Origin of the sequence: Burkholderia plantarii, assembly GCF_001411805.1 — a bacterium.
In the GTDB taxonomy this organism is placed as follows: domain Bacteria; phylum Pseudomonadota; class Gammaproteobacteria; order Burkholderiales; family Burkholderiaceae; genus Burkholderia; species Burkholderia plantarii.
In genome coordinates, this window is sequence record NZ_CP007212.1 from 109,405 (window position 1) to 127,277 (window position 17,873).

Annotated in this window: 11 protein-coding genes, 1 tRNA gene and 2 riboswitches; of the genes, 2 read left to right on the top strand and 10 right to left on the bottom strand. The window is 70.5% G+C overall.

Annotated elements, in window-relative coordinates; all coding sequences use genetic code 11:
* Positions 1 to 16 precede the first annotated feature (16 nt).
* The 9 genes from bpln_RS00455 to bpln_RS00495 form a co-directional block, all read right to left on the bottom strand.
* Positions 17 to 1,096 (bottom strand): glycosyltransferase family 9 protein, encoded by a 1,080-nt coding sequence (locus bpln_RS00455; RefSeq protein WP_042623507.1) that lies wholly within the window; start codon positions 1,094 to 1,096, stop codon positions 17 to 19.
* 507 nt (positions 1,097 to 1,603) lie between these two features.
* The gene (locus bpln_RS00460; protein WP_055137849.1) at positions 1,604 to 3,319 is read right to left on the bottom strand and encodes a thiamine pyrophosphate-binding protein; all 1,716 of its coding nucleotides are present in this window, start codon (positions 3,317 to 3,319) and stop codon (positions 1,604 to 1,606) included.
* Between the two features lie 288 nt (positions 3,320 to 3,607).
* On the bottom strand, positions 3,608 to 4,996 hold the full coding sequence (locus tag bpln_RS00465; RefSeq protein WP_055137850.1) for an L-serine ammonia-lyase: 1,389 nt from the start codon (positions 4,994 to 4,996) through the stop codon (positions 3,608 to 3,610).
* Between the two features lie 34 nt (positions 4,997 to 5,030).
* Entirely contained in the window at positions 5,031 to 6,149 is a 1,119-nt protein-coding gene (locus bpln_RS00470; RefSeq protein WP_042623510.1) for an alginate lyase family protein, read from the bottom strand.
* Between the two features lie 152 nt (positions 6,150 to 6,301).
* Entirely contained in the window at positions 6,302 to 9,232 is a 2,931-nt protein-coding gene (gene gcvP / locus bpln_RS00475; RefSeq protein WP_055137851.1) for an aminomethyl-transferring glycine dehydrogenase, read from the bottom strand.
* A 61-nt stretch (positions 9,233 to 9,293) separates the two neighbouring features.
* Positions 9,294 to 9,674, bottom strand: coding sequence for a glycine cleavage system protein GcvH (gene gcvH / locus bpln_RS00480; protein WP_042623512.1), 381 nt, complete (start codon positions 9,672 to 9,674; stop codon positions 9,294 to 9,296).
* A 58-nt stretch (positions 9,675 to 9,732) separates the two neighbouring features.
* Entirely contained in the window at positions 9,733 to 10,851 is a 1,119-nt protein-coding gene (gene gcvT, locus bpln_RS00485) for a glycine cleavage system aminomethyltransferase GcvT (RefSeq protein WP_042626344.1), read from the bottom strand.
* Between the two features lie 96 nt (positions 10,852 to 10,947).
* A riboswitch (glycine riboswitch) is annotated at positions 10,948 to 11,072 on the bottom strand.
* Between the two features lie 34 nt (positions 11,073 to 11,106).
* Positions 11,107 to 11,207, bottom strand: a riboswitch (glycine riboswitch).
* Between the two features lie 623 nt (positions 11,208 to 11,830).
* Positions 11,831 to 12,241 (bottom strand): hypothetical protein, encoded by a 411-nt coding sequence (locus tag bpln_RS00490; RefSeq protein ID WP_042623513.1) that lies wholly within the window; start codon positions 12,239 to 12,241, stop codon positions 11,831 to 11,833.
* Positions 12,242 to 12,456: 215 nt separating this feature from the next.
* Positions 12,457 to 13,509 carry an oxidoreductase gene (locus bpln_RS00495; RefSeq protein WP_055137852.1) on the bottom strand — a complete coding sequence of 351 codons (1,053 nt, stop codon included), beginning with the start codon at positions 13,507 to 13,509 and terminating at the stop codon, positions 12,457 to 12,459.
* Positions 13,510 to 13,954: 445 nt separating this feature from the next.
* On the opposite strand from bpln_RS00495, the gene bpln_RS00500 reads away from it, so the two are divergent.
* The gene (locus tag bpln_RS00500; RefSeq protein ID WP_042623515.1) at positions 13,955 to 16,039 is read left to right on the top strand and encodes a UvrD-helicase domain-containing protein; all 2,085 of its coding nucleotides are present in this window, start codon (positions 13,955 to 13,957) and stop codon (positions 16,037 to 16,039) included.
* 114 nt (positions 16,040 to 16,153) lie between these two features.
* Here bpln_RS00500 and bpln_RS00505 read toward each other — a convergent pair whose 3' ends face one another.
* Positions 16,154 to 17,056 (bottom strand): c-type cytochrome, encoded by a 903-nt coding sequence (locus bpln_RS00505; protein WP_055137853.1) that lies wholly within the window; start codon positions 17,054 to 17,056, stop codon positions 16,154 to 16,156.
* A gap of 256 nt (positions 17,057 to 17,312) precedes the next feature.
* Between bpln_RS00505 and bpln_RS00510 the strand changes: the two genes are divergently transcribed.
* Positions 17,313 to 17,388: transfer RNA gene (locus bpln_RS00510), tRNA-Arg, on the top strand.
* Positions 17,389 to 17,873: the final 485 nt, after the last annotated feature.

Sequence of the window (17,873 nt, forward strand, 5' to 3'; positions counted from 1 at the left end):
GGTTGAGGCGGCGGATTCAGTCGCGCGCCCGGGGCCACGCGATCGCGTCCCAGTCGAACGCGCGATAGGCCGCCGCCACCGCCGCGAGGTGGGCCGGCTCGTCGCTCGCGTGCCGGTCGCGCAGGGCGGCCGGCACGTCGAGGCGTGCCGCCACGCAGTGCGGATAGTCGCGCACGCGCATTTCGGGCGTGATGCTGGTGAAGCAGGCCAGCGTGGGCACCTCGAAGCCGTCGGCGACATGGATCGCCGAGCTGTCGGCGCCGACCAGCACGCGCGCGTCGCGGACCCAGGCGAGATAGGCGGCGGTGTCGGGCGACAGCGCGGACACGTCGGTGTAGGCGCGATGCGCGACCGGGCCGAAGCCGGCCACCGGCAGCCCGTAGCGCCGCGCGATCCGTTCGACGAGCGCGGCGCGTTCGGCCGCCGGAATGCTGCGCAGCGGCGTGCTCGCATCGGCGCAGAGCAGCGCGTAGGGGCGCCGGCGCCAGCCGTCCGGCAGCGCTGGCAGTGCCAGCCGCGCGAGCCAGCGGTTGCGCCTGGCGGCGGCCGGGATCGACGCCGGATCGGCGCCGAGCGCGTCGAGGAAGTAGTCGATCATCGGCAGCGTCGCGAACGCGGGCCGATAGAGCTGGTTGCCGACGTCGATGCGCGTCGCCGCCCGCGGCAGCGCGTCGAGCGGCCAGGGCAGCGTGCGTGGCGCCGCGGGCTCGCTGCCGGCGAGCCGGTACAGCGCCTCGACGTGGGCCGCGAGGCGCGCCGGCCGATACAGCACGAAGCGCAGCGCCGGATGCGCGGCGCGCAACGCGGCCAGCGCGGTCAGCCCGATGATCGAGTCACCTAGCGCGACACCCATGCCGTTGATCACATGGACTTCCGTGAGCCGCGCATAGTCGAGCCGGAACGGCCGCTCGGCCGCGTTGAGGAGGCCGGCATCGGCCTCGGTGGCCGCGATGTGGCCGGCCGGTGACTGGCCCGCCACTTCCAGATCGTAGGACGCGACGAGCCTGCGCTCGGGCGCGAGCAGCGTGCCGGGATGGCGCAGCGCGTCGAACCGGCTCGGCGCGGCTTCGCCGGCGGCCGGCGCTTGGGGTTTCATGGGCGGTGTGTTCCTCGGGGCGACGCCGGCGGCCCGGCGCGTTCGCCGTCGATGTTAGCGCCAGCCGCGCGATTCGGGGCGTCCCGCCGGCGAAGCGGCCGATCGCGCGGCGAAGCGGGTGGTGAAGCGGGTGGTGAAGCGGGTGGCGAAGTGCGCGGCGCGGCTTGCGGTCGGCGCGTCGCGCGCAATGCGTCAGCGGCGGCGCGAGCGATGGTGTTGGTGGTGCCGTGAAGCGAGCCGCCTCCGGTCGATCGGCCGAGGCGGCACCATCAGACGGCGCGCGGCCGGCGCGGTCCGCCGTCACACTTCATCAACTGCCGGGGCTGACTCGAGCGACGGCGTCGACGGCGCCATAGCGCGACCCGCAACTGATCGCGAGGACGCGCCGTCGAATGGCGCGCGGCCGGCCCGGGTCCGACGCCAGGCCTCAACCGGCACGGCCGCCACGCCGCCGCCCCGATCCCGAACGAGTCACGATCGCCCCGCCTCACGTCGCCCCACGTCGCCTCAAGTCGTCTCACCGCGCGCACGGCGCCCCTGTTCGCGAATCTGTTCGAGCGTCGCGGCCGGCGTGGACGCCTCCTGCGGCACCCGGATCTCGATCAGCGCGGGCAGGCCGCTCGCCAGCGCGCGCTTGAGCGCGGGCGCGAAGCCGGCGGTGTCGACGACGGTCTCGCCATGCGCGCCGAACGCGCGTGCGTAGGCGGCGAAGTCGGGATTGGTCAGCGCGGTGCCGTGGACGCGATTCGGGTAATGGCGCTCCTGATGCATGCGGATCGTGCCGAAATGGCCGTTGTTGATGACGATCACGATGATCGCGAGCCCGTACTGCATCGCGGTGGCGAGTTCGTTGCCGGCCATCATGAAGCAGCCGTCGCCGGCCAGCGCCACGGCCACGCGCTGCGGATAGAGCGATTTCGCGGCGAGCGCCGCCGGCACGCCGTAGCCCATCGCGCCGCTGGTGGGGGCGAGCTGCGAGCGGAACAGCCGGTACGCGTAATGGCGGTGCAGCCAGGTCGCGTAATTGCCGGCGCCGTTGGTGACGATCGCGTCGTGCGGCAGCCGCTCGCGCAGCTGCTGGATGATCTCGCCGAGCTGCAGCCGGCCCGGCATCGGCAGCGGCCGGCGCCACGCGAGATACGCCTCGTGTGCCTCGGCCGCGCTGCCGGCCCACGCCGGCACCTCGGGCGGCGCGAGCGCGGCCAGCCTCGCGGCGATCTCGGGCATGCCCGAGACGATCGGCAGGTCGGCGGCGTAGACGCGCCCCAGTTCGTCGGCACCCTGGTGGACGTGGATCAGCGTCTGCCGCGGCTTCGGGATCTCGAGCAGCGTGTAGCCGCCGGTGGTGGCCTCGCCGAGCCGCGGGCCGATCACGAGCAGCAGGTCCGCGGCGTCGATGCGCCGCGCGAGCGCTGGGTTGATGCCGAGCCCGACGTCGCCGGCATAGAGCGGATGCTCGTTGTCGAAGGTGTCCTGATAGCGGAACGCGCAGGCCACCGGCAACTGCCAGCTCTCGGCGAAGCGGCGCAGGTCGGCGCAGGCGTCCACGCTCCAGCCGCTGCCGCCCGCGATCACCACCGGCCGCTCGGCGCGCGCGAGCCGCTCGCGCAGCTCGCCGAGCTGCGCCTCGGACGGCGCGGCGGCGATCCGCTTCGCGGCCGGCGCCGCCGGCTGCGGCGCGCAGGGCTCGGACAGCACGTCCTCGGGCAGCGCGAGCACCACCGGGCCGGGCCGGCCGGAGGTGGCGACGTGGAACGCATGGCTCAGGTATTCGGGGATGCGGCGCGCGTCGTCGATCTGCGCGACCCACTTGGCGAGTTCGCCGAACATGCGGCGGTAGTCGATCTCCTGGAACGCCTCGCGGTCGAGGTGTTCGCGCGCGCACTGGCCGATCAGCAGGATCATCGGCGTGGAATCCTGGAACGCGGTGTGGACGCCGATCGACGCGTGCGTGGCGCCGGGGCCGCGCGTGACGAGCGCGACGCCGGGCCGGCCGGTCAGCTTGCCGACCGCCTCGGCCATGTTCGCGGCGGCGGCCTCGTGGCGGCAGACGACGGTGCCGATCCGTTCGGTTTCGTCGGCGAGCGCGTCGAGCACGGCGAGGAAGCTCTCGCCGGGGACGCAGAATACGCGTTCGACGCGGTTCGCGAGCAGCGCATCGACCAGCAGGCGGGCGCCGGTGACGCTGGCGGCGGGGACGGCGGACTCCGGGGTGATCGACATGAGTGGCGGGCTCCCTCGGTGGCGAGAGGGATAGCTTACGCCGGATGCGCGGGACGTGGCGGAGGATGCCGGAGAGGGGTGGATGGGGGCGGATCGAGGCCGGGCGGGTGCCGATGGCGTCGGCAACGCCCAGCATGGAGAACCGGCGGCCGGCGCGGCTCGGGCACGGCGCGGCGCCAGCGGCAAATGCCATGCCGCGCCGCCGCTCCTGCCCCGAATCGACGCGATCCCGCCCATCCGCCGCGCCGGGGGCCGTGCCGCCTCAGGCCGGCGCGGCCGCGGTGACGATCAGCACTCGACGATGTTCACCGCGAGCCCGCCGCGCGAGGTTTCCTTGTACTTCGTCTTCATGTCGGCGCCGGTCTCGCGCATCGTCTTGATCACCGAGTCGAGCGACACGTAATGGCTGCCGTCGCCGCGCAGCGCCATGCGCGCGGCGTTGACGGCCTTCACCGAGGCCATCGCGTTGCGCTCGATGCAGGGGATCTGCACCATCCCGCCGACCGGGTCGCAAGTCAGCCCGAGGTTGTGTTCCATGCCGATCTCGGCGGCGTTCTCGACCTGGCGCGGCGTGCCGCCGAGCACGGCGGCGAGCGCGCCGGCCGCCATCGAGCAGGCCACGCCCACCTCGCCCTGGCAGCCCACCTCGGCGCCCGAGATCGACGCGTTGAGCTTGTAGAGGATGCCGATCGCGGCGGCCGTCATCAGGAAGTCGATCACGCCCTGTTCGTTGGCGCCGGGCGTGAAGCGCATGTAGTAGTGCAGCACGGCCGGGATGATGCCGGCCGCGCCGTTGGTCGGCGCGGTCACCACGCGCCCGCCCGCCGCGTTTTCCTCGTTCACGGCGATCGCGTAGAGGTTGATCCAGTCGATCATCGAGAGCGGATCACGCAGCGCCTGCTCGGGGTTGCCGGTCAGCGTGCGGTACAGCTGCGGCGCGCGGCGCTTGACCTGAAACGGGCCGGGCAGCGTGCCGTTCGCGTCGGGGTTGTCGATCCCGCAGCCGCGCGACACGCACGACTGCATCACGTCCCAGATCTTCAGCAGGCCGGCGCGCGTGGTGGCCTCGTCGTGCCAGGCGCGCTCGTTGTCCCACATCAGCTGCGCGATCGACTTGCCGGTGCTGGCCGTCAGCTCGAGCAGCTCGGCGCTGCTGCGAAACGGGTGGGGCATCTGTTCTGCCGCGTTCAGCACCTTCGTGTTCGGCGCGCCGGCCGTCACCACGAAGCCGCCGCCCACCGACAGGTAGGTGGTCTCGCGCAGCGTCTCGCCGGCCGCGTCGCGCGCGCGCAGCGTCATCGCGTTCGGATGCTCGGGCAGCGCCTGCCGGTAGAAGCCGATCTGCTCCTTCAGCACGAACGGCACGGGATGGCGGCCCAGCAGCGCCAGCTTGCGCGTGTCGCGCACCTCGGCGAGCCGCGCGTCGATGGTATCGGGATCGACCGTGTCGGGCGCGTCGCCCATCAGCCCGAGCATCACGCCGCGGTCGGTGCCGTGGCCCTTGCCGGTCGCGCCGAGCGAGCCGTACAGGTCGACTTTCACGGCGGCGGTGCGCTCGAGCAGGCCGTCGCGCTCGAGTCCCTGGACGAACATCAGCGCGGCGCGCATCGGTCCCACCGTATGCGAGCTGGACGGGCCAATCCCGATTTTGAAAAGATCGAACACGCTGACTGCCATGGGGATTTCCTGTGGTTCTGGGTGCTTCTGGGGATTAACGTGCCGGCAGCGGCAGGCAGGCGGCCACCCAGGCGGGCGGCTGCGGCGCGAGCAGCTGCGCGACGCTGTTGTAGCGGCCGTCCAGGCGGGCGGCCAGGTAGAACAGTTCCGTGGCGTTCTTCGGCGACCATGGGCCCGAGTAGCCGGGCAGGCCGGCCTCGCGGCGCTTCGCGTCGAATGCCACCGTGGAGTTCACGAACTCCTCGTGGGTCTTTTCGCCGCGCGCATACGGCACCAGCCAGTCGAGCGCGGCTTCGAGCGTCGCGCCGTTGGCGCCGCGCTCGCGCAGCCAGTTGCGGTTGAAGCGCCGCGCGGCGAGCGCGGCCGTCACGAGCGGCTGCAGGTCGTAGACGGCGTAATGCACGGCGTCGCGCTCGGTGAAGTCGAGCGTGGTGCCGTCGGGGCCGATGTTGTCGGCCAGGTGTTCGACGAACAGCCGCTGCGCGGCGTTCATCATCTTGCGGTCGCCGAGCGTGAACGCGGCCAGCGCGATCAGCTTGATCCGGTGGCTCTGCCAGTTGTTGCGCCAGGTGCCCGTGAGCGGGCGCTTCTGCGCCTCGATCTGCGCGACGTAGCCGGCGCCGAGCTTGGCGATGAACGCGGCGGCGGCGTTGCGCGTCTTCACCGGCAGCGTGCTCGCGGTCATGTCGTAGGCCACGATCAGGCTTTCGAAACGGGTCTCGTCGATCGGATCGAAATCGGGCTGGTAGGTGGTCACCCAGGCCAGCAGGAAACGGTTCACGAGCGCGAGATAGCGCGCGTCGTTGGTCACGCGCCAGGCCAGCGCGGCGTCGCGCATCAGTTCCATGTCGTCGAGCGCGGCCTCGCTCGCGTCGCGAATGCCCTCGTGCGGCAGCAGGCCCTCGGTATGGAGGTGGGCGAGCGCCTTCGGCTGCTCGTTGACGCGTGCCTCGACGCTGCGTACCAGCGCCTGCACGCCCGGCTCGGCCGAGGTCACCTCGTTGCTCTGCAGCGCGGGCGCCGCGCAGAAATTCATCGCCGCGCGCGCCTGCGACGCGGCCGCCAGCGCGACGCAGGCCGCGAACGCCGGCGCGAGCGTGCGCCAGGTTCGCGCGCGCGCTCGCGCCCTGTCCGGAAACACCTTACGCACCATGCGGAACTCCTCGATTGGCTGGATGGCGGTGTGTGATGTTATCCGGACTTGGAAACGAACGCGACCGCGCCGCCGCGCCCGCGCGGCGGATGCGATGACGCACGGCATGGCGGCGCGCGATGGGTCCGCCCGGCCGTCCCGTCCCGCCGGGCTCAGGCGTAGTCGGACATCGGCACGCACGCGCAGAACAGGTTGCGGTCGCCGTAGACGTTGTCCGCGCGCCCGACGGGCGGCCAGTATTTGTTACCGGCCGCCAGCGAGGCCACCGGGAACGCGGCCTGCTCGCGCGTGTAGGCGTGCGTCCACTCGTTGGCGGTGACCACCGCGGCCGTGTGCGGCGCGTGGCGCAGCGGGTTGTCCTCGCGGTCGGCGCGGCCGTCCTCGACGGCGCGAATTTCCTCGCGGATCGCGATCATCGCGTCGATGAAGCGGTCGAGTTCCTCCTGCGATTCCGATTCGGTCGGCTCGACCATCAGCGTGCCCGGCACCGGGAAGCTCATGGTCGGCGCATGGAAGCCGTAGTCCATCAGGCGCTTGGCCACGTCGTCGACGGTGATGCCGCTCGATTCCTTGATCGGCCGCAGGTCGAGAATGCATTCGTGCGCGACGAGGCCGCCCGGGCCCGAATAGAGCACCGGGTAGTGCGGCGCGAGGCGGCGCGCGATGTAGTTCGCGTTGAGGATCGCCACTTCGGTGGCGGCCGTCAGGTTGCGCGCGCCCATCATCGCCACGTACATCCACGAGATCGGCAGGATCGAGGCCGAGCCATACGGCGCGGCCGAGACGGCGCCGATGCCGTGCTCGCCGCGCGCGTAGCCGGTCGAGCGCTGGTTCGGCAGGAACTGCGCGAGGTGCGCGCCGACCGCGACCGGGCCGACGCCGGGGCCGCCGCCGCCGTGCGGGATGCAGAACGTCTTGTGCAGGTTCAGGTGGGACACGTCGCCGCCGAACTGGCCCGGCGCGGTCAGGCCGACCATCGCGTTCATGTTCGCGCCGTCCACGTACACCTGGCCGCTGTGCGCATGCACGATCTCGCAGATCTCGCGCACGTTCTGCTCGAACACGCCGTGGGTGGACGGGTAGGTGATCATGATCGCCGCGAGGTTCGCCGAGTGCTGCTCGGCCTTGGCGCGCAGATCGGCGACGTCGACGTTGCCCTGCGCGTCGCAGGCCACCACCACCACCTTCATGCCGGCCATGTGCGCCGAGGCCGGGTTGGTGCCGTGCGCCGAGGCCGGGATCAGGCACACGTCGCGATGGCCCTCGCCGCGCGAGGCGTGATAGGCGTGGATGATCAGGAGGCCCGCGTACTCGCCCTGCGAGCCCGCGTTCGGCTGCAGCGACACGGCCGCGTAGCCGGTGGCGGCCACCAGCATCGCCTCGAGTTGGGCGATCATCTCGCGATAGCCGACCGTCTGCTCCTGCGGCGCGAACGGATGGATCTGGCCGAACTCGGGCCAGGTCACCGGCAGCATCTCCGAGGTGGCGTTGAGCTTCATGGTGCAGGAGCCGAGCGGGATCATCGAGCGGTCGAGCGCGAGATCCTTGTCGGACAGGCTGCGCAGGTAGCGCAGCATTTCCGTTTCGGAATGGTGGCGGTTGAACACCGGGTGCGTGAGGTACGCGCTCTGGCGTTCGAGGCCGGCCGGCAGCGCGGCGCTGCCGGGCAGCGCGGCTTCCAGCGCGTCGACGCCCGGCGCCGCGGCGCCCGCCACCTCGGCGAAGATCGCCAGCAGGTCGGCCAGGTCGGCGCGCGTGGTGGTTTCGTCGATCGACACGCCCACCCGCGTCGCGCCGGCGCGACGCAGGTTGATGCGCCGGGCGCTGGCGGCTTCGTGCAGCGCGGCGGCGCGTTCGCCCGCCTCGATCGTCAGCGTGTCGAAGAAGGTTTCGTTGACGGTGGCGTAGCCGAGCTGTTTCAGGCCTGCGTCGAGCAGCGCGGCGATCCGGTTCACGCGCAGCGCGATCGTCTTCAGGCCGCGCGGGCCGTGGTAGACGGCGTAGGAGCTGGCCATGATCGCCAGCAGCGCCTGCGCGGTGCAGACGTTCGAGGTGGCCTTCTCGCGGCGGATGTGCTGCTCGCGCGTCTGCAGCGCGAGGCGCAGCGCGGGCTTGCCCTGAGCGTCGACGGTCACGCCCACCAGGCGGCCCGGCATCTGGCGCTTGAATTCGTCGCGCACGGCGAGGTAGGCCGCGTGCGGGCCGCCGAAGCCGACCGGCACGCCGAAGCGCTGGGTGTTGCCCACCGCCACGTCCGCGCCCCATTCGCCCGGCGCGGCGAGCACCGTCAGCGCGAGCAGGTCGGCCGCCACCACCACGTGGCCGCCCGCGGCATGCACGGCGTCGGCAAGCGCGCGGTAGTCATGCACGTCGCCGTTGACGCCCGGGTATTGCAGCAGCACGCCGAACGCGTTGGCGTGGGCGGCCTGCGAGGCCGGGCCGGTCGCGATCTCGATGCCGATCGGCTCGGCGCGCGTGCGGATCACCTCGAGCGTCTGCGGCAGCACGTCGTCGGCGACGAAGAACACGTTCGACTTCGGCTTGCCGTTGCGCTGCAGCAGCGTCATCGCCTCGGCGGCGGCGGTCGCCTCGTCGAGCAGCGACGCGTTGGCGATCGCGAGGCCCGTGAGGTCGGTCACCATCTGCTGGAAGTTCAGGAGCGCTTCGAGGCGCCCCTGCGAAATTTCGGGTTGGTACGGCGTATAGGCCGTGTACCAGGCCGGGTTCTCGAGCACGTTGCGCAGGATCACGGCCGGCGTATGCGCGTTGTAATAACCCTGACCGATGAACGAGCGGAACACCTGGTTTCTGCCGGCCAGCTCGCGCAGCGCGGCGAGCGCTTCCGCCTCGCTCTTCGGCTGCGTGAACGCGCCGAGCGGCAGCGTTTCCGTGCGGCGGATCGCGGCGGGGATCACCGCGTCGATCAGCGCGGCGCGCGAGGCGAAGCCGAGCGTGTCGAGCATGGCCTGCTGGCTGGCGGCGTCGGGCCCGATGTGGCGTTCGGCGAACGCGTCGTGGGTTTCGAGTGCGGCGAGCGAGAGGGGCGTGCGGTTCATCAGGTGATCCGGGTGTTCGAGCTTCATGGCGTTCCGGCGGGTTGCGGCGCGCGCCGTGGCCGGGCGCGCCGCCAGGGTGGACAGAGGGTCAGTCGATCAGCTTCTTGTAGGCATCGGCGTCGAGCAGCGCGTCGGTGTTGGCGCCCGGCGCGAGCTTGACCTTGAAGAGCCAGGCGTCGTAGGCGTCTTCGTTGACCGATTCCGGCGTGTCGACGGCGTCGTCGTTGATGGCGATGATTTCGCCCGACACCGGTGCGTAGATGTCGGAGGCGGCTTTCACCGATTCGACGACGCCCACCGGGTCGCCGGCTTTCGCCTGCTTGCCGACTTGCGGCAGTTCGAGGAAGACGATGTCGCCAAGTGTGGCCTGCGCGTGATCGGTGATGCCGATCGTCAGCGTGCCGTCCGCCTCGGTGCGGATCCACTCGTGTTCGTCGGTGTATTTCAGATCGGCCGGGACGTTGCTCATCGGATGCTCCTGAGATTGTGGTGTGTGCGTTGAGATTCGCGCGCAGGGCGGGTGGCCGTCAGGCGGCCAGCACCTTGCCGTTGCGCACGAACGGGAGTTTTACCACGCGCGCGGGAAGGTTTTTGTCCCGGATTCGCACCTGCACGGTCGCACCGGCGGCGACGCCGGCCGGCACGCGCGCGAACGCGATCGACTCCTGCATGGTGGGCGAGAACGTGCCGCTCGTGATCTCGCCCTCGCCGTGCTCGGTCAGCACGGTCTGGTGGGCGCGCAGCACGCCGCCGGCCTTGCCGTTTTCCTTCTCGAGGATCAGGCCGACGAACGCGCTGCGCTGGCCGCGGGCCTCGAGCGCGGCGCGGCCGACGAACTCGCGCGGCGTGGTGAGATCGACGGTCCAGGCGAGTCCCGCGTCGAGCGGGCAGACGCTGTCGTCCATGTCCTGGCCGTAGAGGTTCATGCCGGCTTCGAGGCGCAGCGTGTCGCGCGCGCCGAGCCCGGCCGGGCGCACGCCGTGGGCCGCCAGCGCGTGCCAGAGCGCCTCGACGTGGGTGGCCGGCACGATGACCTCGAAACCGTCCTCGCCGGTGTAGCCGGTGCGGGCCACGGTCAGCTCGCCGAACGGCGTGTCCGCCACCTGCGCGGCGTTGAACGGCTTCAGTTCGCTGGTGGCGGCGCGCGCGGCCGGCACCGTGTCCCACACCTTGGCGCGCGCGTTCGGGCCTTGCACGGCGACGATCGCGAGATCGCGGCGCGGCGTGATGTCGAGCCCGAAGCCGCCCTCGGCGTTCAGTTGGGTGAACCAGGCCAGATCCTTCTCGGCGGTGCCGGCGTTCACCACCACGCGGAAGAAGTTTTCGGTGAAGTAGTAGACGATCAGGTCGTCGATCACGCCGCCTTCGGGGTTCAGCAGGCACGAGTAGAGCGCCTTGCCGGGCGTGCGCAGCTTGCCGACGTGGTTGGCGATCGCGTGTTCGAAGAAGGCGCGCACGCGCGCGCCGCGGAAATCGACGACGCACATGTGCGACACGTCGAACATGCCCGCGTCGGTGCGCACGGCGCGGTGTTCCTCGAGCTGGGAGCCGTAATTGACGGGCATGTCCCAGCCGCCGAAGTCGACCATGCGGGCGTTGAGCGCGGCGTGCGCGGCGTGCAGCGGGGTGTGTTTGAGTGCGGTCATCGGGGCCTCGGGGTTCCGCTCGCCCATGGCGGGCGAACGCGAAAACAAAACGGCGATGCAACGAGGCGCAAGCGCGTGATGCCGCCTGCGATTCATTGCAGCCCCTCTGTCCTCGATACCTGAGAGATTGCGCCGCCGTTGCCGGCCTGCGCGCGCCCCTTCGGTGGGCAGCCTGCCGATGCTCGCGCACGTGGCTACTGCCGCTCTCCAGAGTCCGAACTCCGCCGCGCGACGCGATTGCGTGGCGCGGGTGATCCGACGCGTTCGGTCCTTTTGCCTGAGAGTTTCTGGGTATGCCCCTTCGGCGGCACGACCGGTTTGATGACAAACGGTCGCACGCTCTCCCGACGCGTGCCGGCGAATTTACGCGAGGCCGGATGGGTTGTCAATTTGCTCAAATTGACGTCGCTTCACGACAAGCGCGGCGGTGCGTGACGACCGGCGGGCGGGCGGCAGGCGCGTGGCGCGGGTGTGGTGGAGGTGGCGGGAGCGGCTGGGGATAACGCGGTGGAAAAGCTGTGGATTGACAGGGGGCAAGTGAGGGTCTGGTAGTGGAAAAGCCGGTGGATCGCGCGTGGACAAGCCCGGGATAAGCCTGTGGAGAAGCGGTGGATCGCCAGGGGAAAAGCCTGGGGGCAAGTAGCGGGAAAAGCGGTGGACAGGCACGGGATAACCGCGGGGATAACGCAGGGATAAACAGTGGATCGACGGTGGACAATCCCGGCGGCGACCGGCGACCGGCGACCGGCGACCGGCGACCGGCGACCGGCGACCGGCGACCGGCGACCGGCGACCGGCAAGGCGGTGAACGGGAAAATGAACATCGACAGGGCGCGGTCGGGTGATCGCGCCCGCCAGCACGCGGCGCGTGCGTGATCCGCAGCGCGGCGGCGGTGGCGTGGAAACAGAAGAGGTGTCAGGCCGGAAGCGCGCGGCAGGTGACGTACCCGCGCGGCCGGAGCCATCGCCGGCGCCGGACTCAGACGCCGATCGCGCGCGCGGCCGTGTCGAGTTCCTGGTTCAGCACGCGCTGCTCGTCGGCGGTCAGGCCGCCGCCGTGCTGCGCGCCCATGTCGGTCGCTTCCTGGCGGATCACGTCGAGCCGGCGATGCAGCGCCTGGCCTTGCGGCGGCGGGTAGTTGCCGCCGTTCACGCGCGTGTCGATGCGGCGGCCGAGGCTGTCGATCCGGCCGAGCACGTCGTTCATGCGTTCGACGCCGATCGGCGTCGGTGCCGGTTGCGGCGGCGGAGGCAATGGCTGGGCAGGGGCCGGTTGAGTGGGACGCGGGCGCGGCGCCGGCCGCTTCGCCGGCGGTGGCGGCGTGATGACACACGCGGCCAGCGAGGCGACGAGGGCGGCGCCGACGGCCGTGCGGATCAACCGTTGCATGGATCATTCTCCTGATTGTCGTATCGGTGAAGCAAAAGCCGGCCCGGGAGCCTCCCCCGCGATCCCGGCGGGGGCCAGCTGCGGACCGGCTTTTCGAAGCATGCTTCAGACTGACTCGGCCTGGGCGCGGGTTCCCGACGCTTTTGTAACGGATTGTTCTTGCCAGACCGTCGGATCGGCGGACGGCCGAATCTCCATGCGCGGTCCGGCGCCGGTCAGAACGCTTCGCGCACGAACGGCAGCTGGCGGCCTTCGCGGGCGCTCCGGTCAGCCAGCTCGATGATCGCCATCACGTCCACGGCGTCCTGCGCGGCCACCGTGAACGGTGCGCCGTCCTGCACCGAGGCGGCCAGCGCGCGGTAGAACTCGGCGTACTGGCCGTCGAGCGTCGGCACCGGCCGCTCCGTCTCGACCTCGCCGTCGAGCAGGCGCAGCACGCCGGGCGGGTTGCCGCCGCCGAACTCGACGTGGTCCGGCGTGAGCCCGGCCTTCAACTGGTCCTCCTGCGTATCGAGGCCGAACTTCTGATAGCCGCCGCGCGTGCCGAGGACCGTGAAGCGCGCCGGCTCGATCGCGGCCAGCGCGCTCGCGTGCAGCAGCACTTCCTTGTCCGGATAGCCGAGCAGCAGGTGGACGAGATCGGTCGCCTCGGCCTGGTCGCGGCGCGCCTTCACCGTGGCGCTGACCGTCTCGGGCGCGCCGAACAGCGTCAGCGCCTGGTCGATCAGGTGCGGGCCCAGGTCGAACAGCAGGCCGCCGCCGCGCGTTGCGTCCTCGCGCCAGCGCTGGCGGATCTGCGGGCGAAAGCGGTCGAAATGCGATTCGAACCAGGTGATGCGGCCCAGTTCGCCGCCCGCCACCAGCGCGCGTACGGTGAGGAAATCGCCGTCCCAGCGGCGGTTGTGGAACGGTGCGAACACCAGGCCGCGCTCGCGGGCCAGGCGCGCGAGCGCGCGCGCCTCGGCCGAGCTCAGCGTGACCGGCTTGTCCACCACCACGTGCTTGCCCGCGTCGAGCGCGCGGCGCGCGAGGTCGAAGTGCGTGTCGTTCGGCGTGGCGATCACCACGCATTCGACGTCGCGGTGCGCGAGCAGCGCGTCGAAATCGGCCACCACCGCCGCGCCCGGATACGCGGCGCGCGCCTTGTCCGGCTGCCCGGTCGCGATCGCGGCGACCCGGGTGCGGCCGCTGTGCGCGATCACCGGGGCGTGGAACGTCGCGCCGGCGAAGCCGAAACCCATCAGACCAACTTTCAGTAGAGACGTCATGAGCGAATCCTGTCAGCGTGCGAGATCGAACGGAGCGTGACGGCAGGCCGGCGCCGCCGGCGCGCGGCGGCCACCCCGCGACCGGCTATTCTGGCACGGCAACCGGGGCGCGAACACCGGGTGGCGCACGGCGCGGGCGGATCGGGGCGGCCGCTCGACGCTCACCGGGGAATCGACCCCGCAGCCAAGGTGTCGGGCGTCGCCGTGTCCGTGCCGCCGCCCCGTTTCCATACCCTTCGAGGCCATGCCACCGGCGCGCGCGCGTTTTCATTTTTTGCGCTCGCGGCATCCGGCCGGCGCCTTCGCGGCGTGTTAACATGCGGCTCCCGCGCCCGCCGTTTTCCGATCCGCGCCGCCTTCGCGCCGCGCACAGCGCGCCCGCCCGAGGCTCGAGGCTCGAGGCGCGGCGGCGGCGCCGTCATCCGCACGCACTCCATCCGCCACCATGTCCGCAGGTCTCAATGCCGCTCAAAGCGAAGCGGTGCGCTATCTCGACGGTCCCTGCCTCGTGCTCGCCGGCGCCGGCAGCGGCAAGACGCGCGTGATCACGCAGAAGATTGCCCATCTGATCGAGAACAAGGGTTTCGAGCCGCGCCACATCGCGGCCGTGACGTTCACCAACAAGGCGGCCGCCGAAATGCGCGAGCGCGTCGGCAAGCTGCTCGAAGGCAAGACGCTGACCACGCCCGGCAAGGAAGGCCGCAAGGTGCCCGTCAACCAGCTGACGGTCTGCACCTTCCACTCGCTCGGGGTGCAGATCCTGCGCCAGGAAGCCGAGCACGTCGGGCTCAAGCCGCAGTTCTCGATCATGGATTCGGACGACTGCTTCGGCATGGTGCAGGAGCAGATCGGCACCACCGACAAGGGCCTGATCCGCAAGATCCAGAACATCATCTCGCTCTGGAAGAACGGCCTGATCACGCCCGAAGAGGCCATGACGATCGCCGCCAACGAGGACGAGCATCAGGCCGCGCTCGTCTACCGCAATTACGTGGCGACGCTGCATGCCTATCAGGCCGTCGATTTCGACGACCTGATCCGGCTGCCCACCGAGCTGTTCGCCAGCAACGAGCAGGTGCGCGACCGCTGGCAGAACAAGCTGCGCTATCTGCTGATCGACGAATACCAGGACACCAACGCCTGCCAGTACCAGCTGCTCAAGCTGCTGGCCGGCCCGCGCGCGGCGTTCACGGCGGTCGGCGACGACGACCAGGCGATCTACGGCTGGCGCGGCGCCACGCTGGAAAACCTCGCGCAGCTCGGCAAGGATTTCCCGAAGCTGCATCTGGTCAAGCTCGAGCAGAACTACCGCTCGACGGTGCGGATCCTGACCGCCGCGAACAACGTGATCGCCAACAACCCGAAGCTGTTCGAGAAGAAGCTGTGGTCCGAGCACGGCATGGGCGACACCATCACCGTCACGCCCTGCAACGACGAGGAGCACGAGGCCGAATCGGTGGTATTCCGGCTTTCGGCGCACAAGTTCGAACGGCGCACGCAGTTCCGCGACTACGCGATCCTCTATCGCGGCAACTTCCAGGCGCGCATCTTCGAGCAGGTGCTGCGCCGCGAGCGGATTCCCTACGTGCTGTCGGGCGGCCAGTCGTTCTTCGACAAGGCCGAGATCAAGGATCTGTGCGCCTACCTGCGCCTGATCGCCAACGCCGACGACGATCCCGCCTTCATCCGCGCCGTCACCACGCCGCGCCGCGGCATCGGCAACACCACGCTGGAGGCGCTCGGCTCGTTCGCCGGGCAGGCCAAGGTGTCGCTGTTCGAGGCCGTCTACATGGGCGGCATCGAGGCGCGGCTGTCGGCGCGGCAGGTCGAGCCGCTGCGCATGTTCTGCGACTTCATCCAGCGCCTGACCGAGCGCGCCGACAAGGATCCCGCCACCGTCGTGCTCGACGACATGATGGAGGCGATCCACTACGAGGCGTATCTGTACGACGCGTTCGACGAGCGCCAGGCGCAATCCAAGTGGCAGAACGTGCTGGAATTCCTCGAATGGCTCAAGCGCAAGGGCACCAAGCCCGAGGCCGAGGCCGTGGACGGCGAGGCCGAGGGTTTCCACAACGCCGACGGGCTCGCCGACACCGGCAAGAACCTGCTCGGGCTGATCCAGACCGTCGCGCTGATGTCGATGCTCGAGGGCAAGGAGGAGGATCCCGACGCGGTGCGGTTGTCCACCGTGCATGCCTCGAAGGGGCTCGAATACCCGCACGTGTTCCTGGTGGGGGTCGAGGAAGGCGTGATGCCGCACCGCGGCGGTTCGGAGGACGACGCGATCGACGACGAGCGGATCGAGGAGGAGCGCCGCCTGATGTACGTGGCGATCACGCGTGCGCAGCGCAGCCTCCATCTGAACTGGTGCAAGAAGCGCAAGCGGGCGCGCGAGACGATCGTCTGCGAGCCGTCGCGCTTCATCGCCGAGATGGTGCTCGACGACGCGCCGCCGCCCACGCCGGAGGAGGCGCCGATGACGCCGAAGGACCGGCTGGCGAGCCTGAAGGCGTTGCTGCAGAAGTAAGCCGGGGCGGGCGGCGCGCTTGCCGCCCGCGCCATGGGAATCGGCCCGTGCCGCCGTTGGCGGACACGAGCCGATGCGTTGTTGAGGGGCGCGTGGCGACCGGCGCCGCTTCGTTTATTTCGCCGCGTTGACCATGTAGTCGACGGCGGCCTTCACGTCCTCGTCGGAGGCGTTCGAACCGCCCTTCGGCGGCATCGAGCCCTTGCCGTGCAGCGCGTAGTTGTAGATCTTGTCGATCGGATCGGCCAGGCGCGGCGCCCAGTCGGCCTTGTTGCCGAACTTCGGCGCGCCCAGCACGCCGGTGGCGTGGCAGGCCTGACAGGTCGAGTTGTAGAGCGCCTGCCCGGCGCCGCCCGCGGCGGGCACGGCGGCCGGTGCGGCGCCCGGTTTCGGCAGCGCGGCGATCGCGGCCATCGCGGCGGCCGCCTGCGTGTTCGCGGTGTCGGCGCCGCTCGCGCCCGAGGCTGCCGCGGCATCGGCCGCTGCGCCCGAGGCCGGTGCCGCGTTGGCGGCCGGCTGGGCCGGTTCCGCGAAGTTCGCGCCGGCGTGGTTCGCCATGTAAACGACGGCGCGCGCAATTTCGAAATCGCTGACGTCGTCGGGGCTGGTGCCGCCGCGCGCGGGCATCGCGCCCTTGCCGGTCAGCGCCGTGTGCAGCAGCGTGTCGTAGCCCTGCGCGATGCGCGGTGCCCAGTCGCCGGCGTTGCCGAACTTCGGCGCGCCGGCCGCGCCGGTGCCGTGGCAGGTCACGCAGACCGCCTGGTAGATGGCTTCGCCGCTCTTGTAGGTCTTCGGCGCGTTGGCGTCCTTGACGTCGACCTGCGCGAGCGGCGCGATGCGCTGCGCGACGGCCGCGTCCGACAGGCCGTCGGTGCCGGCGCCGGAGCGGAACGCGTGATCGGCATAGCCGGCCAGCAGGATGATGATGACGATCGGGATCGCGAACGACGCGACGATCACGGCGATCAGTTGCCCGGGCGTCTTGATGGGCGCTTCGTGTTGGGGCGCTTCGCTCATGCTGGCCTCGTCTCCGTGAATAGGAATTGTGCTCGGGTTCGGCTGCGGCAGAATGTCTGACGACGGAAGCTCGAATGATTATAGACGCCTCTTTTTCCGCGCAAAGGGCCGGTTGCGACGCGCGTTTACCCGCACGCATGCGGGCCACGGCGGTGGCGGGCGCGGCCGGTGGACGCTGTGGGCGAAACCGGGTATGCTTTCGGTCTTGCCGACGTCACCGAATGGTTTTTCAGGGTCGTGACGCGGTTTCCCCGATGCGCCCGTAGCTCAATGGATAGAGTACTGCCCTCCGAAGGCAGGGGTTGCTGGTTCGATCCCAGCCGGGCGCGCCATCTGGTTGTTCTCCGAAATTTCCCGAAGTCTTGAAAAGCCGCGCTGGATAAGGCGCGTGGGTATTTGCGTTCGCAGAACGCCAAGGCATGCCCGCGAAATCCGGCGCCAGAGCGTCATGGGAAACACACAGGGAAAAACACGCGGCCCTACGCGAATACAGGCCGGCTGCCGGAAGGTGGGTCGAACCCGAGAATTCGTCCGGCTCGCGAGGCCGGGGTCCGTCCGTCGCGGCATGCGGGACGGGAAAAACCTGGCGCCAGGGCTTGTTCGTAGCCCGCCTATATCGCCGACGGCAGCACCAATCAGACCGGATTCCAGGCGAAGACCACCAGAAACCGCCCTGAAGCCCACCCGGGCGGAACCCGAGCGGGAATCACATCGAAGAGGCCGGCGCGATCAGATCGCAACTGCGCCCCGGCCCCCATTTCGGGCGCATGCCAGTCCCACCCCGCCACCCCATCCGCAAGGCCAAGACCGACACGCG

Coding starts and splice junctions, on each gene's coding strand:
- bpln_RS00455 (WP_042623507.1), bottom strand. CDS start 1,096: ATGAAACCCCAAGCGCCGGCCGCCGGCGAAGCCGCGCCGAGCCGGTTC.
- bpln_RS00460 (WP_055137849.1), bottom strand. CDS start 3,319: ATGTCGATCACCCCGGAGTCCGCCGTCCCCGCCGCCAGCGTCACCGGC.
- bpln_RS00465 (WP_055137850.1), bottom strand. CDS start 4,996: ATGGCAGTCAGCGTGTTCGATCTTTTCAAAATCGGGATTGGCCCGTCC.
- bpln_RS00470 (WP_042623510.1), bottom strand. CDS start 6,149: ATGGTGCGTAAGGTGTTTCCGGACAGGGCGCGAGCGCGCGCGCGAACC.
- gcvP (WP_055137851.1), bottom strand. CDS start 9,232: ATGAAGCTCGAACACCCGGATCACCTGATGAACCGCACGCCCCTCTCG.
- gcvH (WP_042623512.1), bottom strand. CDS start 9,674: ATGAGCAACGTCCCGGCCGATCTGAAATACACCGACGAACACGAGTGG.
- gcvT (WP_042626344.1), bottom strand. CDS start 10,851: ATGACCGCACTCAAACACACCCCGCTGCACGCCGCGCACGCCGCGCTC.
- bpln_RS00490 (WP_042623513.1), bottom strand. CDS start 12,241: ATGCAACGGTTGATCCGCACGGCCGTCGGCGCCGCCCTCGTCGCCTCG.
- bpln_RS00495 (WP_055137852.1), bottom strand. CDS start 13,509: ATGACGTCTCTACTGAAAGTTGGTCTGATGGGTTTCGGCTTCGCCGGC.
- bpln_RS00500 (WP_042623515.1), top strand. CDS start 13,955: ATGTCCGCAGGTCTCAATGCCGCTCAAAGCGAAGCGGTGCGCTATCTC.
- bpln_RS00505 (WP_055137853.1), bottom strand. CDS start 17,056: ATGAGCGAAGCGCCCCAACACGAAGCGCCCATCAAGACGCCCGGGCAA.